15 protein-coding genes are annotated in these 13,650 nt (G+C 71.9%); 5 read left to right on the forward strand and 10 right to left on the reverse strand.

Annotated features, from left to right (window positions below):
* Window positions 1-19: 19 nt before the first annotated feature.
* Window positions 20-451: an Lrp/AsnC family transcriptional regulator gene (locus tag ACIP89_RS02775; protein WP_401921325.1), complete on the forward strand. Its 432-nt coding sequence runs from the start codon at window positions 20-22 to the stop codon at window positions 449-451.
* On the opposite strand, the gene ACIP89_RS02780 is transcribed toward ACIP89_RS02775, so the two are convergent.
* The 4 genes from ACIP89_RS02780 to ACIP89_RS02795 all read right to left on the reverse strand — a co-directional run bounded on the left by ACIP89_RS02780 (window position 429) and on the right by ACIP89_RS02795 (window position 4,304).
* Entirely contained in the window at window positions 429-2,012 is a 1,584-nt protein-coding gene (locus tag ACIP89_RS02780; RefSeq protein WP_402112588.1) for a GAF domain-containing protein, read from the reverse strand. The two genes, ACIP89_RS02775 and ACIP89_RS02780, sit on opposite strands and share 23 nt — an antisense overlap.
* Before the next feature lie 21 nt (window positions 2,013-2,033).
* Window positions 2,034-3,071: a rod shape-determining protein gene (locus ACIP89_RS02785; protein ID WP_401921322.1), complete on the reverse strand. Its 1,038-nt coding sequence runs from the start codon at window positions 3,069-3,071 to the stop codon at window positions 2,034-2,036.
* A gap of 147 nt (window positions 3,072-3,218) precedes the next feature.
* Entirely contained in the window at window positions 3,219-3,833 is a 615-nt protein-coding gene (locus ACIP89_RS02790; RefSeq protein ID WP_402112591.1) for a hypothetical protein, read from the reverse strand.
* 36 nt (window positions 3,834-3,869) lie between these two features.
* Window positions 3,870-4,304 (reverse strand): MarR family winged helix-turn-helix transcriptional regulator, encoded by a 435-nt coding sequence (locus ACIP89_RS02795; protein ID WP_401921319.1) that lies wholly within the window; start codon window positions 4,302-4,304, stop codon window positions 3,870-3,872.
* Window positions 4,305-4,471: 167 nt separating this feature from the next.
* Here ACIP89_RS02795 and ACIP89_RS02800 point away from each other — a divergent pair, with 167 nt between their 5' ends.
* From ACIP89_RS02800 to ACIP89_RS02810, 3 genes are all read left to right on the forward strand, one after another.
* Entirely contained in the window at window positions 4,472-5,491 is a 1,020-nt protein-coding gene (locus ACIP89_RS02800) for an NADP-dependent oxidoreductase (protein ID WP_401921318.1), read from the forward strand.
* 89 nt (window positions 5,492-5,580) lie between these two features.
* Window positions 5,581-6,009 (forward strand): organic hydroperoxide resistance protein, encoded by a 429-nt coding sequence (locus ACIP89_RS02805; protein ID WP_401921317.1) that lies wholly within the window; start codon window positions 5,581-5,583, stop codon window positions 6,007-6,009.
* Window positions 6,010-6,147: 138 nt separating this feature from the next.
* Window positions 6,148-6,984, forward strand: a complete 837-nt coding sequence (locus ACIP89_RS02810; RefSeq protein ID WP_402112592.1) for an EI24 domain-containing protein — start codon at window positions 6,148-6,150, stop codon at window positions 6,982-6,984.
* A gap of 70 nt (window positions 6,985-7,054) precedes the next feature.
* Here ACIP89_RS02810 and ACIP89_RS02815 read toward each other — a convergent pair whose 3' ends face one another.
* Together ACIP89_RS02815 and ACIP89_RS02820 are read right to left on the reverse strand one after the other, a co-directional pair.
* Entirely contained in the window at window positions 7,055-8,053 is a 999-nt protein-coding gene (locus tag ACIP89_RS02815) for an aldose epimerase family protein (protein WP_402112595.1), read from the reverse strand.
* Window positions 8,054-8,080: 27 nt separating this feature from the next.
* Entirely contained in the window at window positions 8,081-8,992 is a 912-nt protein-coding gene (locus ACIP89_RS02820) for an SGNH/GDSL hydrolase family protein (RefSeq protein ID WP_402112598.1), read from the reverse strand.
* 352 nt (window positions 8,993-9,344) lie between these two features.
* Here ACIP89_RS02820 and ACIP89_RS02825 point away from each other — a divergent pair, with 352 nt between their 5' ends.
* On the forward strand, window positions 9,345-9,839 hold the full coding sequence (locus ACIP89_RS02825) for a DUF3145 domain-containing protein (protein WP_123526144.1): 495 nt from the start codon (window positions 9,345-9,347) through the stop codon (window positions 9,837-9,839).
* Between the two features lie 227 nt (window positions 9,840-10,066).
* Here ACIP89_RS02825 and fabF read toward each other — a convergent pair whose 3' ends face one another.
* The 4 genes from fabF to ACIP89_RS02845 all read right to left on the reverse strand — a co-directional run bounded on the left by fabF (window position 10,067) and on the right by ACIP89_RS02845 (window position 13,648).
* Entirely contained in the window at window positions 10,067-11,329 is a 1,263-nt protein-coding gene (gene fabF, locus ACIP89_RS02830) for a beta-ketoacyl-ACP synthase II (RefSeq protein ID WP_402112601.1), read from the reverse strand.
* 77 nt (window positions 11,330-11,406) lie between these two features.
* Complete coding sequence (locus ACIP89_RS02835; protein WP_401921312.1) at window positions 11,407-11,655, reverse strand: acyl carrier protein; 249 nt, start codon at window positions 11,653-11,655, stop codon at window positions 11,407-11,409.
* Between the two features lie 63 nt (window positions 11,656-11,718).
* Window positions 11,719-12,720: a ketoacyl-ACP synthase III gene (locus tag ACIP89_RS02840; protein ID WP_401921311.1), complete on the reverse strand. Its 1,002-nt coding sequence runs from the start codon at window positions 12,718-12,720 to the stop codon at window positions 11,719-11,721.
* A gap of 13 nt (window positions 12,721-12,733) precedes the next feature.
* Window positions 12,734-13,648, reverse strand: coding sequence for an ACP S-malonyltransferase (locus ACIP89_RS02845; RefSeq protein WP_401921309.1), 915 nt, complete (start codon window positions 13,646-13,648; stop codon window positions 12,734-12,736).
* Window positions 13,649-13,650: the final 2 nt, after the last annotated feature.

Consider the following 13,650-nt stretch of genomic DNA (forward strand, 5'->3'; position numbering starts at 1 on the left):
AAGCTGAGACAATCGCGGTATGGACCGTCTGGACAGGGAAATCCTCGGTGTCCTCCAGGAGGACGCACGGATCTCGTACCGCGATCTGGGGGAACGGGTCGGGCTCAGCGCCAACGCGGCGGCCGACCGGGTGCGGCGGCTGCGCCGGGACGGTGTCATCCGCGGCTTCACCGTGATCATCGACCCCGCCGCCGACACCCGGACCGGCCTCGTCGTCTTCATCGAGGTGACCCTGCGGATGGACACCACCCACGAGGTCTTCGAGCAGGCCGTGCTCACGCTGCCCGGCATCACCGAGGTGGTGCATCTGACCGGCGGGCACGACTACCTGGTACGCGCCGTCGCCGCCGACACCGCGGCGCTCGACGTCCTGCTGCGCAGGCTGAGGCGGGAGGCGGGCGTCGCCCACTCCAACACCAGGGTCGCGCTCAGAGGGGCGCCTGCCAGCTGACGGCCGGCGGCCGCGTGCCGTCCTCCTCCCGCCCGTCGTCCCGGACCGTCAGCCGGACGGCGGCCCGGCCGTCCGGCAGCACCGCCGTCGCATCGACGACCACCTCGATCTCCGACACCCCGGCCCGCCGGTGCGCGGCCGCCAGCGCCCCGCGCAGCGCGGCCAGCAGCTGCCCGCCCGCCGGCTCCCGCACGAGGGCGTCCACCGCCCCGGTGAAGTGCACCGACGGCGGGAACCCCAGCACCGCGGCCGCGCCCCGGGTCTCCCGCAGCACCTGGCCGCGGAAGGTGGCGGGGGCCTGCGCGGGCGGCTGCTGGAGGGCGAAGATGGTCGTCCTGACCTCTTGGATCGTGGAGTCCAGCTCGTCGACGGCCCGGCCGAGCAGCTCGTCGGTCTGCCCGGTGGCGGCCCGGCGGCGGGTCGACTCCAGCATCATCTCGGTGGCGAACAGCCGCTGGACGACGAGGTCGTGCAGATCGCGGGCGATCCGGTCCCGGTCCTCGTACACCGCCAGCTGCTCGCGGTCGTGCTGGGCGTCCGCCAGGACCAGCGCGAGGGCGGCCTGCGAGGCGAACTGGGAGGCCAGCAGCCGGTCCACGGCCGTGTAGGGGCGGCCGCCGCGCCGCCGGGGCAGGGCGAGGGTGCCGATGAGCCGCCCGCCGCTCTGCAGCGGCAGCATCATGCTGGGGCCGAACCGGGACCGTACGTGGGTGGTCATCCGGGGATCGGTCGCGGAGTCCTCCAGGAAGACCGGCTCACCGCCCAGCAGCTGCACCAGGACGGGGGAGCCGGGTTCGATGGCGGTGCCCACCAGTCCGGCCGGGTCGTCGAGCGTGGACGCGACGACGATCTCCATCCCGCCCTCCTCGGTCGGCTGGAGGATCACCCCGGCCGCCGCGTCGCTGAGAATCCTGGCGCGTTCGGCCACGGTCATCAGGGCGTCGGCCGCGTTCTCCCTGGTCAGCAGGGTGTTGGTGACCGCGGCAGCGCCCTCGATCCAGCGTTCCCGCTGCCGGACCGTCTCGTAGAGCCGGGCGTTGCCGATCGCGATCCCGGCCTGCGAGGCGAGGACCCGAAGGAGCGCCGCGTCGGTGTCGGTGAAGTGCGCGGTGCTCTTCTCGGTGAGGTAGATGTTCCCGAAGACCTCGTCGTGGACCAGGACCGGGGCGCCGAGGAACGAGTGCATCGGGGGGTGGCCGGGGGGCAGGCCGGTGGAGCGCGGGTCGGCGGTGAGGTCGTCGGAGCGCAGCGGCCGGGACTCCTCGATGAGCGCGCCGAGCATGCCGGTGTGGCCGTCCGGGAGGTCCCCGATGGCCTCGCGCTCCGCGTCGGTCAGTCCGCAGACGATCAGTTCGCTGATGGTGCCGCGCTCGGGGTCCAGCACGCCCAGCGCACCGTAGCGGGCCCCGGTGAGGGCGGTGGCGGTGTCGATGATCTGCTGGAGGGTGGCCCGCAGCCCGAGATCGGTGCCCACGCTCAGCACCGCCTCCAGGAGCATCGGCAGCCGGGGCGCCTGCGGCACCTCACCGCGGGGCGCCGCGTCGTGTGGTTCGTCGGTCATCCGCCCTACGACCCGGGGTGCTCAGCAGGAGAGCGGGTCGAGGACCATCGGGCGGATCTTCCCGTCCAGCATGGCGCCGAGCCCCAGGACCGAGCAGACGTCGGGCCGCTCGGCGATCTGTACCGGCATGCCGGTCGCGTCGCGCAGCATCTGGTCGAGGCCGGGCAGCAGCGCGCTGCCGCCGACCATCATGATCCCGCAGTCCGCGAGGTCGGCCACCAGATCGGGCGGGCAGTCCCGCAGCACCTTGCCCAGTCCGTCCAGGACCGAGGTCAGCGGGCGGTGGATCGCCTGCCGCACGGCGGCGGTGTCGACCTGGACGGAGCGGGCCAGGCCGGTGGCCACGTCCCGGCCGTGGATCTCGGTCACGGCGGGCCCGTGCGAGGTCAGGCCGTTGCCGCTGAGCGCCAGTTGCAGGGGGCGCACGGACTGGCTCGGCAGCATCAGCTCGTGGTACTGGCGCAGGTGCTGGATGACCGCGTGGTCGATCGCGTCGCCGCCGATCGGGATGCGTACGGCGGTCACGATCGAGCCGAGCGAGAGCACCGCGATCTGGGTGGTCGCGGCCCCGCACACCATGATCATGGTGGCGGTCGGCTGCTCGACCGGCAGCCCGCAGCCGACGGCCGCCGCGATCAGGGTGTCGACCAGCTCCACGCGGCGGGCGCCGAGGCCGACCAGGGTCTCGACGGCGGCCCGCTGGGCGAGCGGATCGCTGTCGTGCGGGGTGCAGGCGGCGGCGCGCAGCCGGGGCTTGCGGCGCAGCTGACGGCGGAGCTTGTCGCCCAGCAGCTGGCGCAGCATGCGCTGGGCCATCTCGATGTCCACGACGGTTCCGCCGGAGACCGGACGGACCACCCGGATGTACTCGGGGGTGCGGCCCGTCATCTGCTCGGCGAGCGCGCCGACGGCGATGAGCGATCCGGTCCGGGTGTTCACGGCGGCGGCGCTCGGCTCGTCGACGACGAGGCCGAGCCCCTTGACGTACACCCGGGTCCGGGCGGCCCCGAGGTCCACGGCGACATGGCAACGGCGCAACTGATCGAGGCTGACGGTCACGGCGGGTCTCCCGAGAGCGCTGATGGGGGTACCGACGGGCAGCCGGCTGTCCTCGTATCGTGCGCCGGTGGGAAGCGTTGTGCGCGCTGGGATGCGCCGTAGGGGGTACGGAGCTGACGGCTCGTCGGCCGGGGCCCGGCCGCTGCGTCAGCGCGGCAGCAGCCGCTGGAACAGCCCCCAGGTGAACTCCGCGACATACGGTTCACCGGCGGCCGGAGGCGCGCCCTGAGCGGTTGCCGGACCGGAGTCCTGAGCCGTGGCCGGAACGGTGATCGCGAGCGCCCAGCGGGTCGGCGCGCTGCCCTCCATCGGGCGGGCCGGCGCGAAGGCCCGCGCCACCTCGTCCACCGTGCACGACCAGGGGCGCAGATCCGCGACGCCGCGCAGGGCGGGGGCGGCCGCGCCGGGGGCCCGCACCAGCCACTCGTTCCACACGGCCCCGCCGGGCCCCGCCATCACCTCGAACCGCAGCTCCGGCCAGAGCGGCACCGGCCACAGCAGCGCGTCGCACTCCAGGTCGCCGACCGTGCGGCGCACCGAGGTCTCGGGCTCACCGAGCACGGAACGGTAGCGCCGCAGCGATCCCCGGCCCCTGGGTGCCCGCACCATGGCCTGCCAGCGTCGGTTGGCCTCGCGCATCTCCGCGAGCGTGGCGCTCAGCTCGTGCCGGGCGTCCTCGACCAGGTCCGGCCGGTGGTCGGCCATCCGGCGCAACAGGACGAGCTGGAACTCTCGGGGGCCGAAGGGCGTGGCAGCGGTCATGGGGCAACGTTTCCACACCGGATCGCCGGGCAGGGCTCAGGCAGGTGGTTCCATGCCCAGCATCCGGCGCAGCAGGTCCCGCAGCACCGCGCGGTCCGTGTCGGAGAGGCCGGCCAGCGGCTCGCGGGCGAAGTCGAGCGACTCACGCAGCTGCCGTGCCGTCCGGCTGCCCTTCTCGGTGGGCGCGGCCAGCTTCACCCGCCGGTCGGCCGGATCGGGGCGGCGCTCCACCAGGCCGCGCGCCTCCAGCCGGTCCACGATGCCGGTGACGTTGGACGGCTCGCACTTCAGCTTCTGCGCGATCCTGCGCATCGGCATCGGCTCCAGGGAGAGCAGCCCGAGGACCCGGGCCTGCGCGCCGGTGAGGCTGTGCGCGGCCGCGGCCTGCTCGTACTCCTCGTAGTAGCGCGCCACGACGGTGCCGATGAGCTCGACGACTTCGAGGGTCAGTGGGTCTGTACGAGTGGCCATGAGGCTCAGGATAGCCGGTTACTTGACAACATGAAATATCCAGGCGCATGGTGTTTCACATGGTGAAGCTTTTCCGCTCCGGCCGAACGGCTTCCCGCACCCCACAGCACTGCCCGAACCCCCGATCCCTCCCGATCCCCCCGAGTCAAAGAGGAGACACCGAGCCCATGTCTGCAGCTCTTCCCACGTCCAGCCGTGAATGGCACCTCGTAGCCCGTCCGCACGGCTGGCCGAAGGCCGAGGATTTCGCGCTGCGTGAGGCACCGGTCACCGCTCCCGCCGAGGGCCGGATCCTCGTCCGCAACCTGCACTTCTCGGTCGACCCGTACATGCGCGGCCGGATGAACGACGTGAAGTCCTACACCCCGCCGTTCAAGCTGGACCACCCCATGGAGGGCGGCGCGGTCGGCGAGGTCGTCGCGTCGAACGCCGACGGGTTCGCGGTCGGCGACCACGTCCTGCACGGACTCGGCTGGCGCGAGTACGCCGACGTCCCGGCCAAGCACGCCGTGAAGGTCGACGCCTCCCTCGCCCCGCTCTCCGCCTACCTCGGCGTGCTCGGCATGACCGGGCTCACCGCCTACGCGGGCCTCTTCGAGGTCGCGTCCTTCAAGGAGGGCGACGCGGTCTTCGTCTCCGGCGCGGCCGGTGCGGTCGGCAGCCAGGTCGGCCAGCTGGCGAAGCTCAAGGGCGCCTCGCGGGTCATCGGCTCCGCCGGCTCCGACGAGAAGGTCAAGCTGCTGGTCGAGGAGTACGGCTTCGACGCCGCGTTCAACTACAAGGACGGCCCCGTCGCGGAGCAGCTGCGCAAGGCCGCCCCCGAGGGCATCGACGTCTACTTCGACAACGTCGGCGGCGAGCACCTCGAAGCCGCGATCTCCTCGTTCAACGTGCACGGCCGCGCGACCATCTGCGGCATGATCGCGCAGTACAACGCGACCGAGCCCACCCCCGCCCCGCGCAACCTCGCGCTTGTCATCGGCAAGCGGCTGCGCCTCCAGGGCATGCTCGTCGGTGATCACGCCGGCCTTCAGGAGCAGTTCGTCCAGGAGGTGGCCGGCTGGCTGGCCTCGGGCGAGCTGAAGTACCGCGAGACCGTCGTCGAGGGCATCGAGCACGGCTTCGAGGCCTTCCTCGGCCTGCTCCGCGGCGAGAACACCGGAAAGATGATCGTTTCCCTCGGCTGACACCGCCGCAGGGGCACCCGTTAGGCTCATCCCAGGCCGTCGCGATCGTGGGCGCGAGTCGCGGCGCATCAGCAGGAGGTATCACAGCTATGACCGTTCAGGACATCGCCGTCGCGTACACCGCCGTCGCCACCGCCGAGAACGGCCGTGACGGCCGGGTCTCCTCGGACGACGGCAAGCTCGACGTGGTCGTCAACCCGCCGAAGGAGATGGGCGGAAGCGGCGCGGGCACCAACCCGGAGCAGCTCTTCGCGGCCGGCTACAGCGCCTGCTTCCAGGGCGCGCTGGGCGTCGTGGCCCGCCAGGAGAAGGCCGACATCTCCGGCTCCACGGTGACCGCCGCGGTCTCCATCGGCAAGACCGAGGCCGGCGGCTTCGGCCTGGAGGTCGCGATCTCCGCGACCATCCCGAACGTCGACACCGCGACCGCGCAGGCACTCATCGAGAAGGCCCACCAGGTGTGCCCGTACTCGAACGCGACGCGCGGCAACATCAAGGTCGAGCTGTCGGTCGCCTGACCCGGCCCCACCGCAGCACCCCCGTACCGCGCATCGCGCCCGTACGGGGCCGAGGGCCGCATCCCGTCCGGGGTGCGGCCCTCGGCCGTGTCCGGAGTACCCGGCCTGCGCCGTACGGCTCCCCGCTACGCTGACGCCATGCGTGATCTAGGGGTGGGTTTCAGTCATTTGATCAACGGGCAACGCTGGGTCGTCCGGCACGGCAGGTGGCTCGGCATCGGCCTGGTCCCCGGTCTCATCACCCTGGTGGTGTACGTGGGCGCGCTCGTCGGCCTCGGCTACGGGGCCGACGACCTGGCGGCCTGGGCCACCCCGTTCGCCGACGACTGGTCCTCGCCCTGGCTGGGGCTGCTCCGCACCACCCTGACCGTGCTGGTCTTCGCGTTCGGCCTGTTCCTGGCGGTGATCACCTTCACCGCCGTCACGCTGCTGGTCGGGCAGCCCTTCTACGAGGCGCTGTCCGAGGAGGTCGACCGGGCCGAGGGCGGCGAGGCGCCCGAGTCGGGGCTGCCGCTCTGGCGGGAACTGTGGATCTCCGCCCGCGACAGCGTGCGCATCCTGGTGCGGGTCGCGCTGTACGGGCTGCTGCTCTTCGCTTTCGGGTTCGTCCCGGTCGCCGGCCAGACCGTCGTCCCGCTGATCGGCTTCTGCGTCACCGGCTACTTCCTGGCGGAGGAACTCACCGCCGTCGCGCTCCAGCGGCGCGGCATGGTGCTGAAGGACCGGCTGGTCCTGCTGCGCGGCCGCAAGCTGCTGATCCTCGGCTTCGGCGTGCCGCTGGGCCTCGCCTTCCTGGTCCCGTTCGTCGCCGTCTTCCTGATGCCGGGGGCCGTCGCCGGTGCGACCCTGCTGGCACGCGAACTGGTGGGGGAGGACGGCCGGCCGGACGGTGACCCGGACGACGGGGCGGACGACCGGGAGAGCGCGGACGGTGGAACACCGGCACTCTCCCCGCCGCACCCCCTCGGCGACTGAGCGTCAGCCCGACCGCGCCTCCGGCGCGGTGCGCACGGCAGGCACGGCTTGCGGGCCGGCGCGGTCCGGCTCAGCGCACCGAGAAGCCGTACACCGTCCTAGACACGTACTCCTCGCCCGGCCGCAGCACCGTGCTCGGGAACTCCGGCCGGTTCGGGGAGTCGGGGAAGTGCTGGGTCTCCAGCGCGATTCCGGCGCACGGCACGAACGGCTCCCCGTCGAAGTGGTCCGCCGTGTAGAGCTGGAGACCGGGCTCCGTGGTCGCGACGGTCAGCACCCGCCCGGACACCTCGTCGTACAGTTCGGCCGCCGGACCGGGCGTGCCCGCGTCCAGTACGTAGTTGTGGTCGAACCCCCCGGACACCGGACGGGGCTCCCGGAAGTCGAACCGGGTCCCCTCCACCGGCCGGAACTCGCCCGTCGGCAGCGACTCCGCGTCCGCCGGAGTGATCCGCCCGGCCGCGATCCGCAGCAGCTGGCCGAGCGCGCTGCCGCTGCCCGCGCCCGCCAGGTTCCAGTACGTGTGGTTCGTCAGGTTCAGCACGGTCGGCGCGTCCGTCGTCGCCCGGTACGCGATCCGCAGCGCACCGCCCGCGTCCAGCGTGTACGCCACCGAGAGCTCCAGCCGCCCCGGGAAGCCCTCCTCGCCGTCCGCCGAGACCAGGGACAGCTCCACCCCGTCCGCGATCTCCCGGGCCTCCCACACGCGCTTGTCGAAGCCGCGGGCCCCGCCGTGCACGTGGTTGCGCCCCTCGTTGCGCGTGAGGCGCCGGGTCCGCCCGTCCAGCTCGAAGGCCGCGCCGCCGATCCGGTTCGCGTACCGCCCGACCAAGGCGCCGAAGTAGGGCCCGGTGTACTTCAGGTACGAGGCGAGGTCCGGCAGTCCGAGCGCCACGCCGGTCCGCACCCCGTCCCGGTCCGGCACCTCGACCGACTGCACGATGCCGCCGTACGTCAGCACCCGCACCCGCGTGCCGTCCCGCTCCAGCGTCCAGCGGTGCACGGCCGGGCCGTCCCCGAGGGTGCCGAAGTCTTCCGTGCGCGTCACCGTGTTCGAACCCGTGTCCATGATCGCGAACTCTAGACCGGGCGGGCCCTACGCCGGCGGGCGGGCCGCCGTGACGTTGCGGTACGCGATCTCCGCCAGCCGGGCCTGCCCGTTGCGCCCCGGGTGGAACCAGTCCCACTGGCTGAGCTGCTTGCCGGTGAACCGGTAGTCGAAGACCGCCCCGCCGTCGTAACGGCAGCGCACGTCCTTCGCGCACACCTCGCGCAGCACCCCGTTGTACGCCACCACGCGGTCCTGCACCTCCGAGCGCCGCGTCACGGCGGAGGCGCTCATGTCGTCCGCGTCGGCCAGCATCGACTTGCAGATGCCGAGCTTCCAGATCTGCTTGCCCAGCTGATTGACGCGCCCCGTCGACCAGAGCCGCTTCAGGTCCGGCACGCTCGACACGTACACCTGGGCCTTCGGCGCGCCGTCGCGCAGCTGACGCATCGAGGCCTCGAACGACCTACGGAAATCAGCCACCGGTGTCATGGCCCGCACCGAGTCCCGGCAGGCGTCGTTGGCGCCGATCATCACCGTCACCAGAGCGGGGTCCTCCTTCGCGGCCAGCGCCATCTGCTCCGGCAGCTGGGCGATCCGGGCCCCCGTCGCCGCGTGGTTCCAGCTGTGGTCCGCCGCGCCGGAGGCGCCGAGCAGCCGCACGGCGAGGCTGTTCACCGCGCTGTCCGTGCCGGTGGACCAGGAGGCCTCGGGGCAGTCCGCCAGCACCGAGCAGGCGTCGAACCCGCGGGTGATGGAGTCCCCGACGGCCGCGACGGAAGCCGGGCTGCGGTCCCAGAGCGGCGCGGCCGCCGCGGAGGGGTGCCCGGCCGACGCGCCCTTCGTCGTGCTGTCCGAGCCGGAGTCGCAGCCGGCCAGTACCACCGTGCCGAGACACGACAACGCGGCCAGCGCGGCCGTCGCGCCGCGCGATCGGCGCCGTACGGAACGATCCGGCATCCCCTGGTCCCCTCCTGTCCATGCCCCCGGCAAACCCTCTTGGCACCGGTCGGCGGGCCCGCGCGCTCCGCTGGATGAAAGCTCGGCGAATCATGGGCCCAGGACCGACGGTACGTCACACCTCGGACGCCGCCGCACGGTAGCTTTTCCCCGTCGAACCAGTGGTTCCTCCGGCTGCCCGGCTCCACTCGGGTGGCTTCCGAACCTCACATCACGTCACATACCGTCCCCTTTCCTGAGATTAACTCCCGATGCTGTTTACTGATGACAACCTCGGGAAGCGGCTGGAAAGAGACGTTACGGGCGCGAGGCCGCTGGGGAAGGCGAACCTCGTCCCACACTGGAGGTCCCGGTGACGACACGTGGAGTCCTGTACGTTCACTCCGCACCGCGCGCGCTCTGCCCACACGTCGAATGGGCGGTGGCGGGTGTCCTCGGTGTGCGGGTGCAGCTCGACTGGATCAGACAGCCTGCCGCGCCCGGCACCTGGCGGTCCGAGTTCTCCTGGCAGGCCAGGCCCGGCACGGCGTCGAAGCTCGCCTCGGCCCTGCGGGGCTGGGACCTGCTGCGCTTCGAGGTGACGGCGGAGCCGTCGCCCACCGCGGAGGGGGAGCGCTACAGCTCCACGCCCGAGCTGGGCATCTTCCACGCGGTCACCGGCATGCACGGCGACATCCTGGTCCCGGAGGACCGGCTGCGGGCCGCGCTGGCGCGCTCCGTGCGGGGGGAGACGGATCTGGAGGCGGAGATCGCCAAGCTCCTCGGCAAGCCGTGGGACGACGAACTGGAGTCCTTCCGCCACGCGGGCGAGGGCGCGCCTGTGCGGTGGCTCCACCAGGTGGTGTGACCGGCGGCCGGTTCCGGGCGCGCTGCCCCGGCCCCCCGCGCCTCAGCCGTCGGCGGGGCGGGAATCTGCCGCCGGGCTGCGCCCGGCGGTGCCGCGGGCCGGCGGGCCATTCAAGCCCCTCCGGCGATTGAGCAGCGGGGTCCGGGGGGCAGCGCCCTCGAGAAGGGCCGCGCACAGCAGGAAGCCCGCCTCCCCGGCACGGGGGAGGCGGGCTTCACGGCATGAGGTCACACGCTGCGGAACGCCAGCACCACGTTGTGCCCGCCGAACCCGAACGAGTTGTTGATCGCCGCGATCGGCCCCTCCGGCAGCGGCCGGGGAGCGTCGCGCACGATGTCCGCCTCGACCGCGTCGTCGAGGTTCTCGATGTTGATGGTCGGCGGAGCCATCCGGTGGTGCAGCGCCAGGATCGTCGCCACGGTCTCGATGCCGCCCGCGCCACCGAGGAGGTGACCCGTCATCGACTTCGTCGCGGAGATCGCGACATGGTCCAGGTCGTCGCCCAGGATCTTGCGCAGCGCCCTCAGCTCCGCCACATCGCCCTGCGGCGTGGACGTCGCGTGCGCGTTCAGGTGCACGACCTCGGACGGCTTCAGGTCCGTCTGGTCCAGCAGGTTCTGCATCGCCGCGGCGATGCCGCGCCCGGTCGGCTCGGGCTGCGCGATGTGGTGGGCGTCCGCGGACAGCCCCTGGCCCAGCACCTCCGCGTAGACCCGGGCGCCACGCGCGGCGGCGTGCTCCGCCGACTCCAGGACGACGACACCGGCGCCCTCACCGAGGACGAAGCCGTCACGGGCCGTGTCGTACGGACGCGAGGCCTTCTCGGGCTCTTCGTTGCTCTTGGACATCGCCATCATGTTGGCGAACGCGGCGATCGGCAGCGGGTGGATGGCCGCCTCCGTGCCACCGGCGAGGACCACATCGGCACGGCCGGTGCGGATCATCTCGACGGCGTACCCGATCGCCTCCGCGCCCGACGCACAGGCGGAGACCGGGGTGTGGACGCCCGCCTGGGCGTTCACCTCGATACCGACGTTGGCGGCCGGACCGTTGGGCATGAGCATGGGAACGGTGTGCGGGGAGACGCGGCGTACGCCCTTCTCCTTCAGCACGTCGTACTGGTCGAGCAGGGTGATCACGCCGCCGATACCGGAGGCGATGACCGAGCCCAGCCGCTCGGGCTGGATCTTGGCGTCCTCACCGGCCTTGCCGGTGAAGCCCGCGTCCGCCCACGCCTCGCGGGCCGCGATCAGCGCGAACTGAGCCGAGCGGTCCAGCTTGCGGGCGAGCGGGCGGGGCAGGACGTCGCCCGGGTCGACGGCCGCGAGGGCCGCGATCCGGACGGGCAGTTCGGCGAAACGTTCGCCCTCAAGAGGCTTGACGCCGGACCGGCCGGCCATCAGACCTTCCCAGGTCGATGCGGAATCGCCACCCAGCGGAGTGGTTGCGCCGATACCGGTGACGACCACGGTGCGATTGGTCGAGTTCACTGGAAAATCTTCTCCACGTGTAGAGGGTCGTGAATCAGCGGCGCCACCGCCGGGTGGCGACACACGAACCGGCTGGATCAGGCCTGGTGCTTGAGGATGTAGTCGGTGGCGTCGCCCACCGTCTTGAGGTTCTTGACGTCCTCGTCGGGGATCTTGACGTCGAAGCGCTCCTCGGCGGCGACGACGACCTCGACCATGGACAGCGAGTCGACGTCCAGGTCGTCGGTGAAGGACTTCTCCAGCTCGACGTCCTCGACCGGGATACCGGCGATCTCGTTGACGATCTCGGCGAGACCGTCGAGGATCTCCTTCTGCGTGCTGGCCATGTTGGCGCTCCTTCGGTGTATATCTGCTGGGTTCGGGTGTCCGGGCGAAAAGACCCGGTGTGCCTAGGGGAGGGTAACGACCGTCGCGGCGTAGACGAGACCCGCCCCGAAGCCGATGACGAGCGCGGTGTCGCCGCTCTTCGCCTGACCGGTCGCCAGAAGCCGCTCCATTGCGAGCGGAATCGAGGCGGCGGAGGTGTTGCCGGTGGTCTCCACGTCACGGGCGACCGTGACGTGATCCGGCAGCTTCAGTGTCTTCACCATCGAGTCGATGATCCGCATGTTCGCCTGGTGCGGAATGAAGACGTCCAGGTCTTCCGGAGCGATCCCGGCCGCGTCCAGCGCCTGCTGGGCGACCTTCGCCATCTCGAAGACGGCCCAGCGGAAGACCGCCTGGCCCTCCTGCGTGATGGCCGGGAACTTCTCCGGACGGTCGGCGTGGAAGGTGTCCCACGCCACGGTCTGCTTGATCGTGTCCGACTTGTCGCCCTCGGAGCCCCACACCGTGGGGCCGATGGCGGGCACGTCGGACGGGCCGACGATCACGGCACCGGCGCCGTCACCGAACAGGAACGCCGTCGCGCGGTCGCTCAGGTCGGTGAGGTCACTCAGCCGCTCCACGCCGATCACGAGCACGTACTGGGCCGAGCCCTCGACGATCATGCCCTTGGCGAGCGTCAGGCCGTAGCCGAAGCCCGCGCAGCCGGCCGAGATGTCGAAGGCGGCGGGCTTGCCCGCGCCGATCTTGTGGGCGATCTCGGTGGCGATGGCCGGGGTCTGCTTGAAGTGCGAGACGGTCGAGACGACGACCGCGCCGATCTGCGACGGGTCGATCCCGGCATCGGCGATGGCCTTGCCGGACGCCTCGACGGACATCGCGGCCACGGTCTCCTCCTCGGAGGCCCAGTGGCGGGTGGCGATGCCGGACCGGGAGCGGATCCACTCGTCCGACGAGTCGATCGTTTCGAGGATCACCTCGTTCGGCACGACACGGGTCGGGCGGTAGCCGCCGACACCCATGATCCGTGCGTACGGGGCGCCCTTGCTGGGCTTGATCTTCGACATGCTCTCGGGCTCCTTAGGCGCCCGCGTGCTCAGCGATGAGCGCGCGGGCAGCGTCGAGGTCGTCGGGGGTCTTCAGCGCGAGCGTCTTCACGCCGGGCAGCGCGCGCTTGGCGAGACCGGTGAGCGTGCCGCCGGGGCAGGCCTCGATCAGCGCGGTGACGCCCAGTTCCTTGAAGGTCTCCATGCACAGGTCCCAGCGCACCGGGTTGGCGACCTGGCCGACCAGGCGCGAGATGACCTCCGCGCCGGTGGCGACCGCCTTTCCGTCGGCGTTCGAGACATATGTCACGGCCGGGTCGGAGACCTCCAGAGCCTCGGCGGCCTCGCGGAGCCGCTCGACGGCGGGAGCCATGTGGTGCGTGTGGAACGCGCCGGCGACCTTCAGGGGCACCACGCGGCGCACTCCCTCGGGCATGTCCTCGACGAGCGCGGCGATCTGCTCCGCGGTGCCGGCGGCGACGATCTGACCGGCCCCGTTGACGTTCGCCGGGGTCAGTCCGAGCTTCTCCAGGTGCGCGATGGTGACCTCGGGGTCCCCGCCGAGCAGTGCCGCCATGCCCGTCTCGGTCACCGCCGCGGCCTCGGCCATGCCGAGCCCCCGGGTGCGTACGAGACGGAGAGCCGCGTCCTCGCCGATGACTCCGGCGAAGGCGGCTGCGGTGATTTCACCAACGCTGTGACCTGCGACGACACTCGGTGACGCGTCGAGCGCGGCAGCGGACAGCAGACCGGCGGCGACCAGCAGCGGCTGGGCCACCGCGGTGTCGCGGATCTCCTCCGCGTCAGCCTTGGTGCCGTAGTGGGCAAGGTCGAGCCCGATGGCGTCGGACCAGGCCGCGATGCGGTCGGCGGCACCGGGGAGGTCGAGCCAGGGAGTCAGGAAGCCGGGCGTCTGAGCGCCTTGGCCGGGAGCGACGAGTACGAGCACCC

The sequence above is a fragment of the Streptomyces sp. NPDC088730 genome, from assembly GCF_044751215.1.
Lineage (GTDB): Bacteria > Actinomycetota > Actinomycetes > Streptomycetales > Streptomycetaceae > Streptomyces.

What these genes read in the sequence shown, in the direction of transcription:
- ACIP89_RS02775 (WP_401921325.1), top strand. Translation starts at nt 20, where the DNA reads ATGGACCGTCTGGACAGGGAAATCCTCGGTGTCCTCCAGGAGGACGCA.
- ACIP89_RS02780 (WP_402112588.1), bottom strand. Translation starts at nt 2,012, where the DNA reads ATGACCGACGAACCACACGACGCGGCGCCCCGCGGTGAGGTGCCGCAG.
- ACIP89_RS02790 (WP_402112591.1), bottom strand. Translation starts at nt 3,833, where the DNA reads ATGACCGCTGCCACGCCCTTCGGCCCCCGAGAGTTCCAGCTCGTCCTG.
- ACIP89_RS02795 (WP_401921319.1), bottom strand. Translation starts at nt 4,304, where the DNA reads ATGGCCACTCGTACAGACCCACTGACCCTCGAAGTCGTCGAGCTCATC.
- ACIP89_RS02800 (WP_401921318.1), top strand. Translation starts at nt 4,472, where the DNA reads ATGTCTGCAGCTCTTCCCACGTCCAGCCGTGAATGGCACCTCGTAGCC.
- ACIP89_RS02805 (WP_401921317.1), top strand. Translation starts at nt 5,581, where the DNA reads ATGACCGTTCAGGACATCGCCGTCGCGTACACCGCCGTCGCCACCGCC.
- ACIP89_RS02810 (WP_402112592.1), top strand. Translation starts at nt 6,148, where the DNA reads ATGCGTGATCTAGGGGTGGGTTTCAGTCATTTGATCAACGGGCAACGC.
- ACIP89_RS02815 (WP_402112595.1), bottom strand. Translation starts at nt 8,053, where the DNA reads ATGGACACGGGTTCGAACACGGTGACGCGCACGGAAGACTTCGGCACC.
- ACIP89_RS02820 (WP_402112598.1), bottom strand. Translation starts at nt 8,992, where the DNA reads ATGCCGGATCGTTCCGTACGGCGCCGATCGCGCGGCGCGACGGCCGCG.
- ACIP89_RS02835 (WP_401921312.1), bottom strand. Translation starts at nt 11,655, where the DNA reads ATGGCCAGCACGCAGAAGGAGATCCTCGACGGTCTCGCCGAGATCGTC.
- ACIP89_RS02840 (WP_401921311.1), bottom strand. Translation starts at nt 12,720, where the DNA reads ATGTCGAAGATCAAGCCCAGCAAGGGCGCCCCGTACGCACGGATCATG.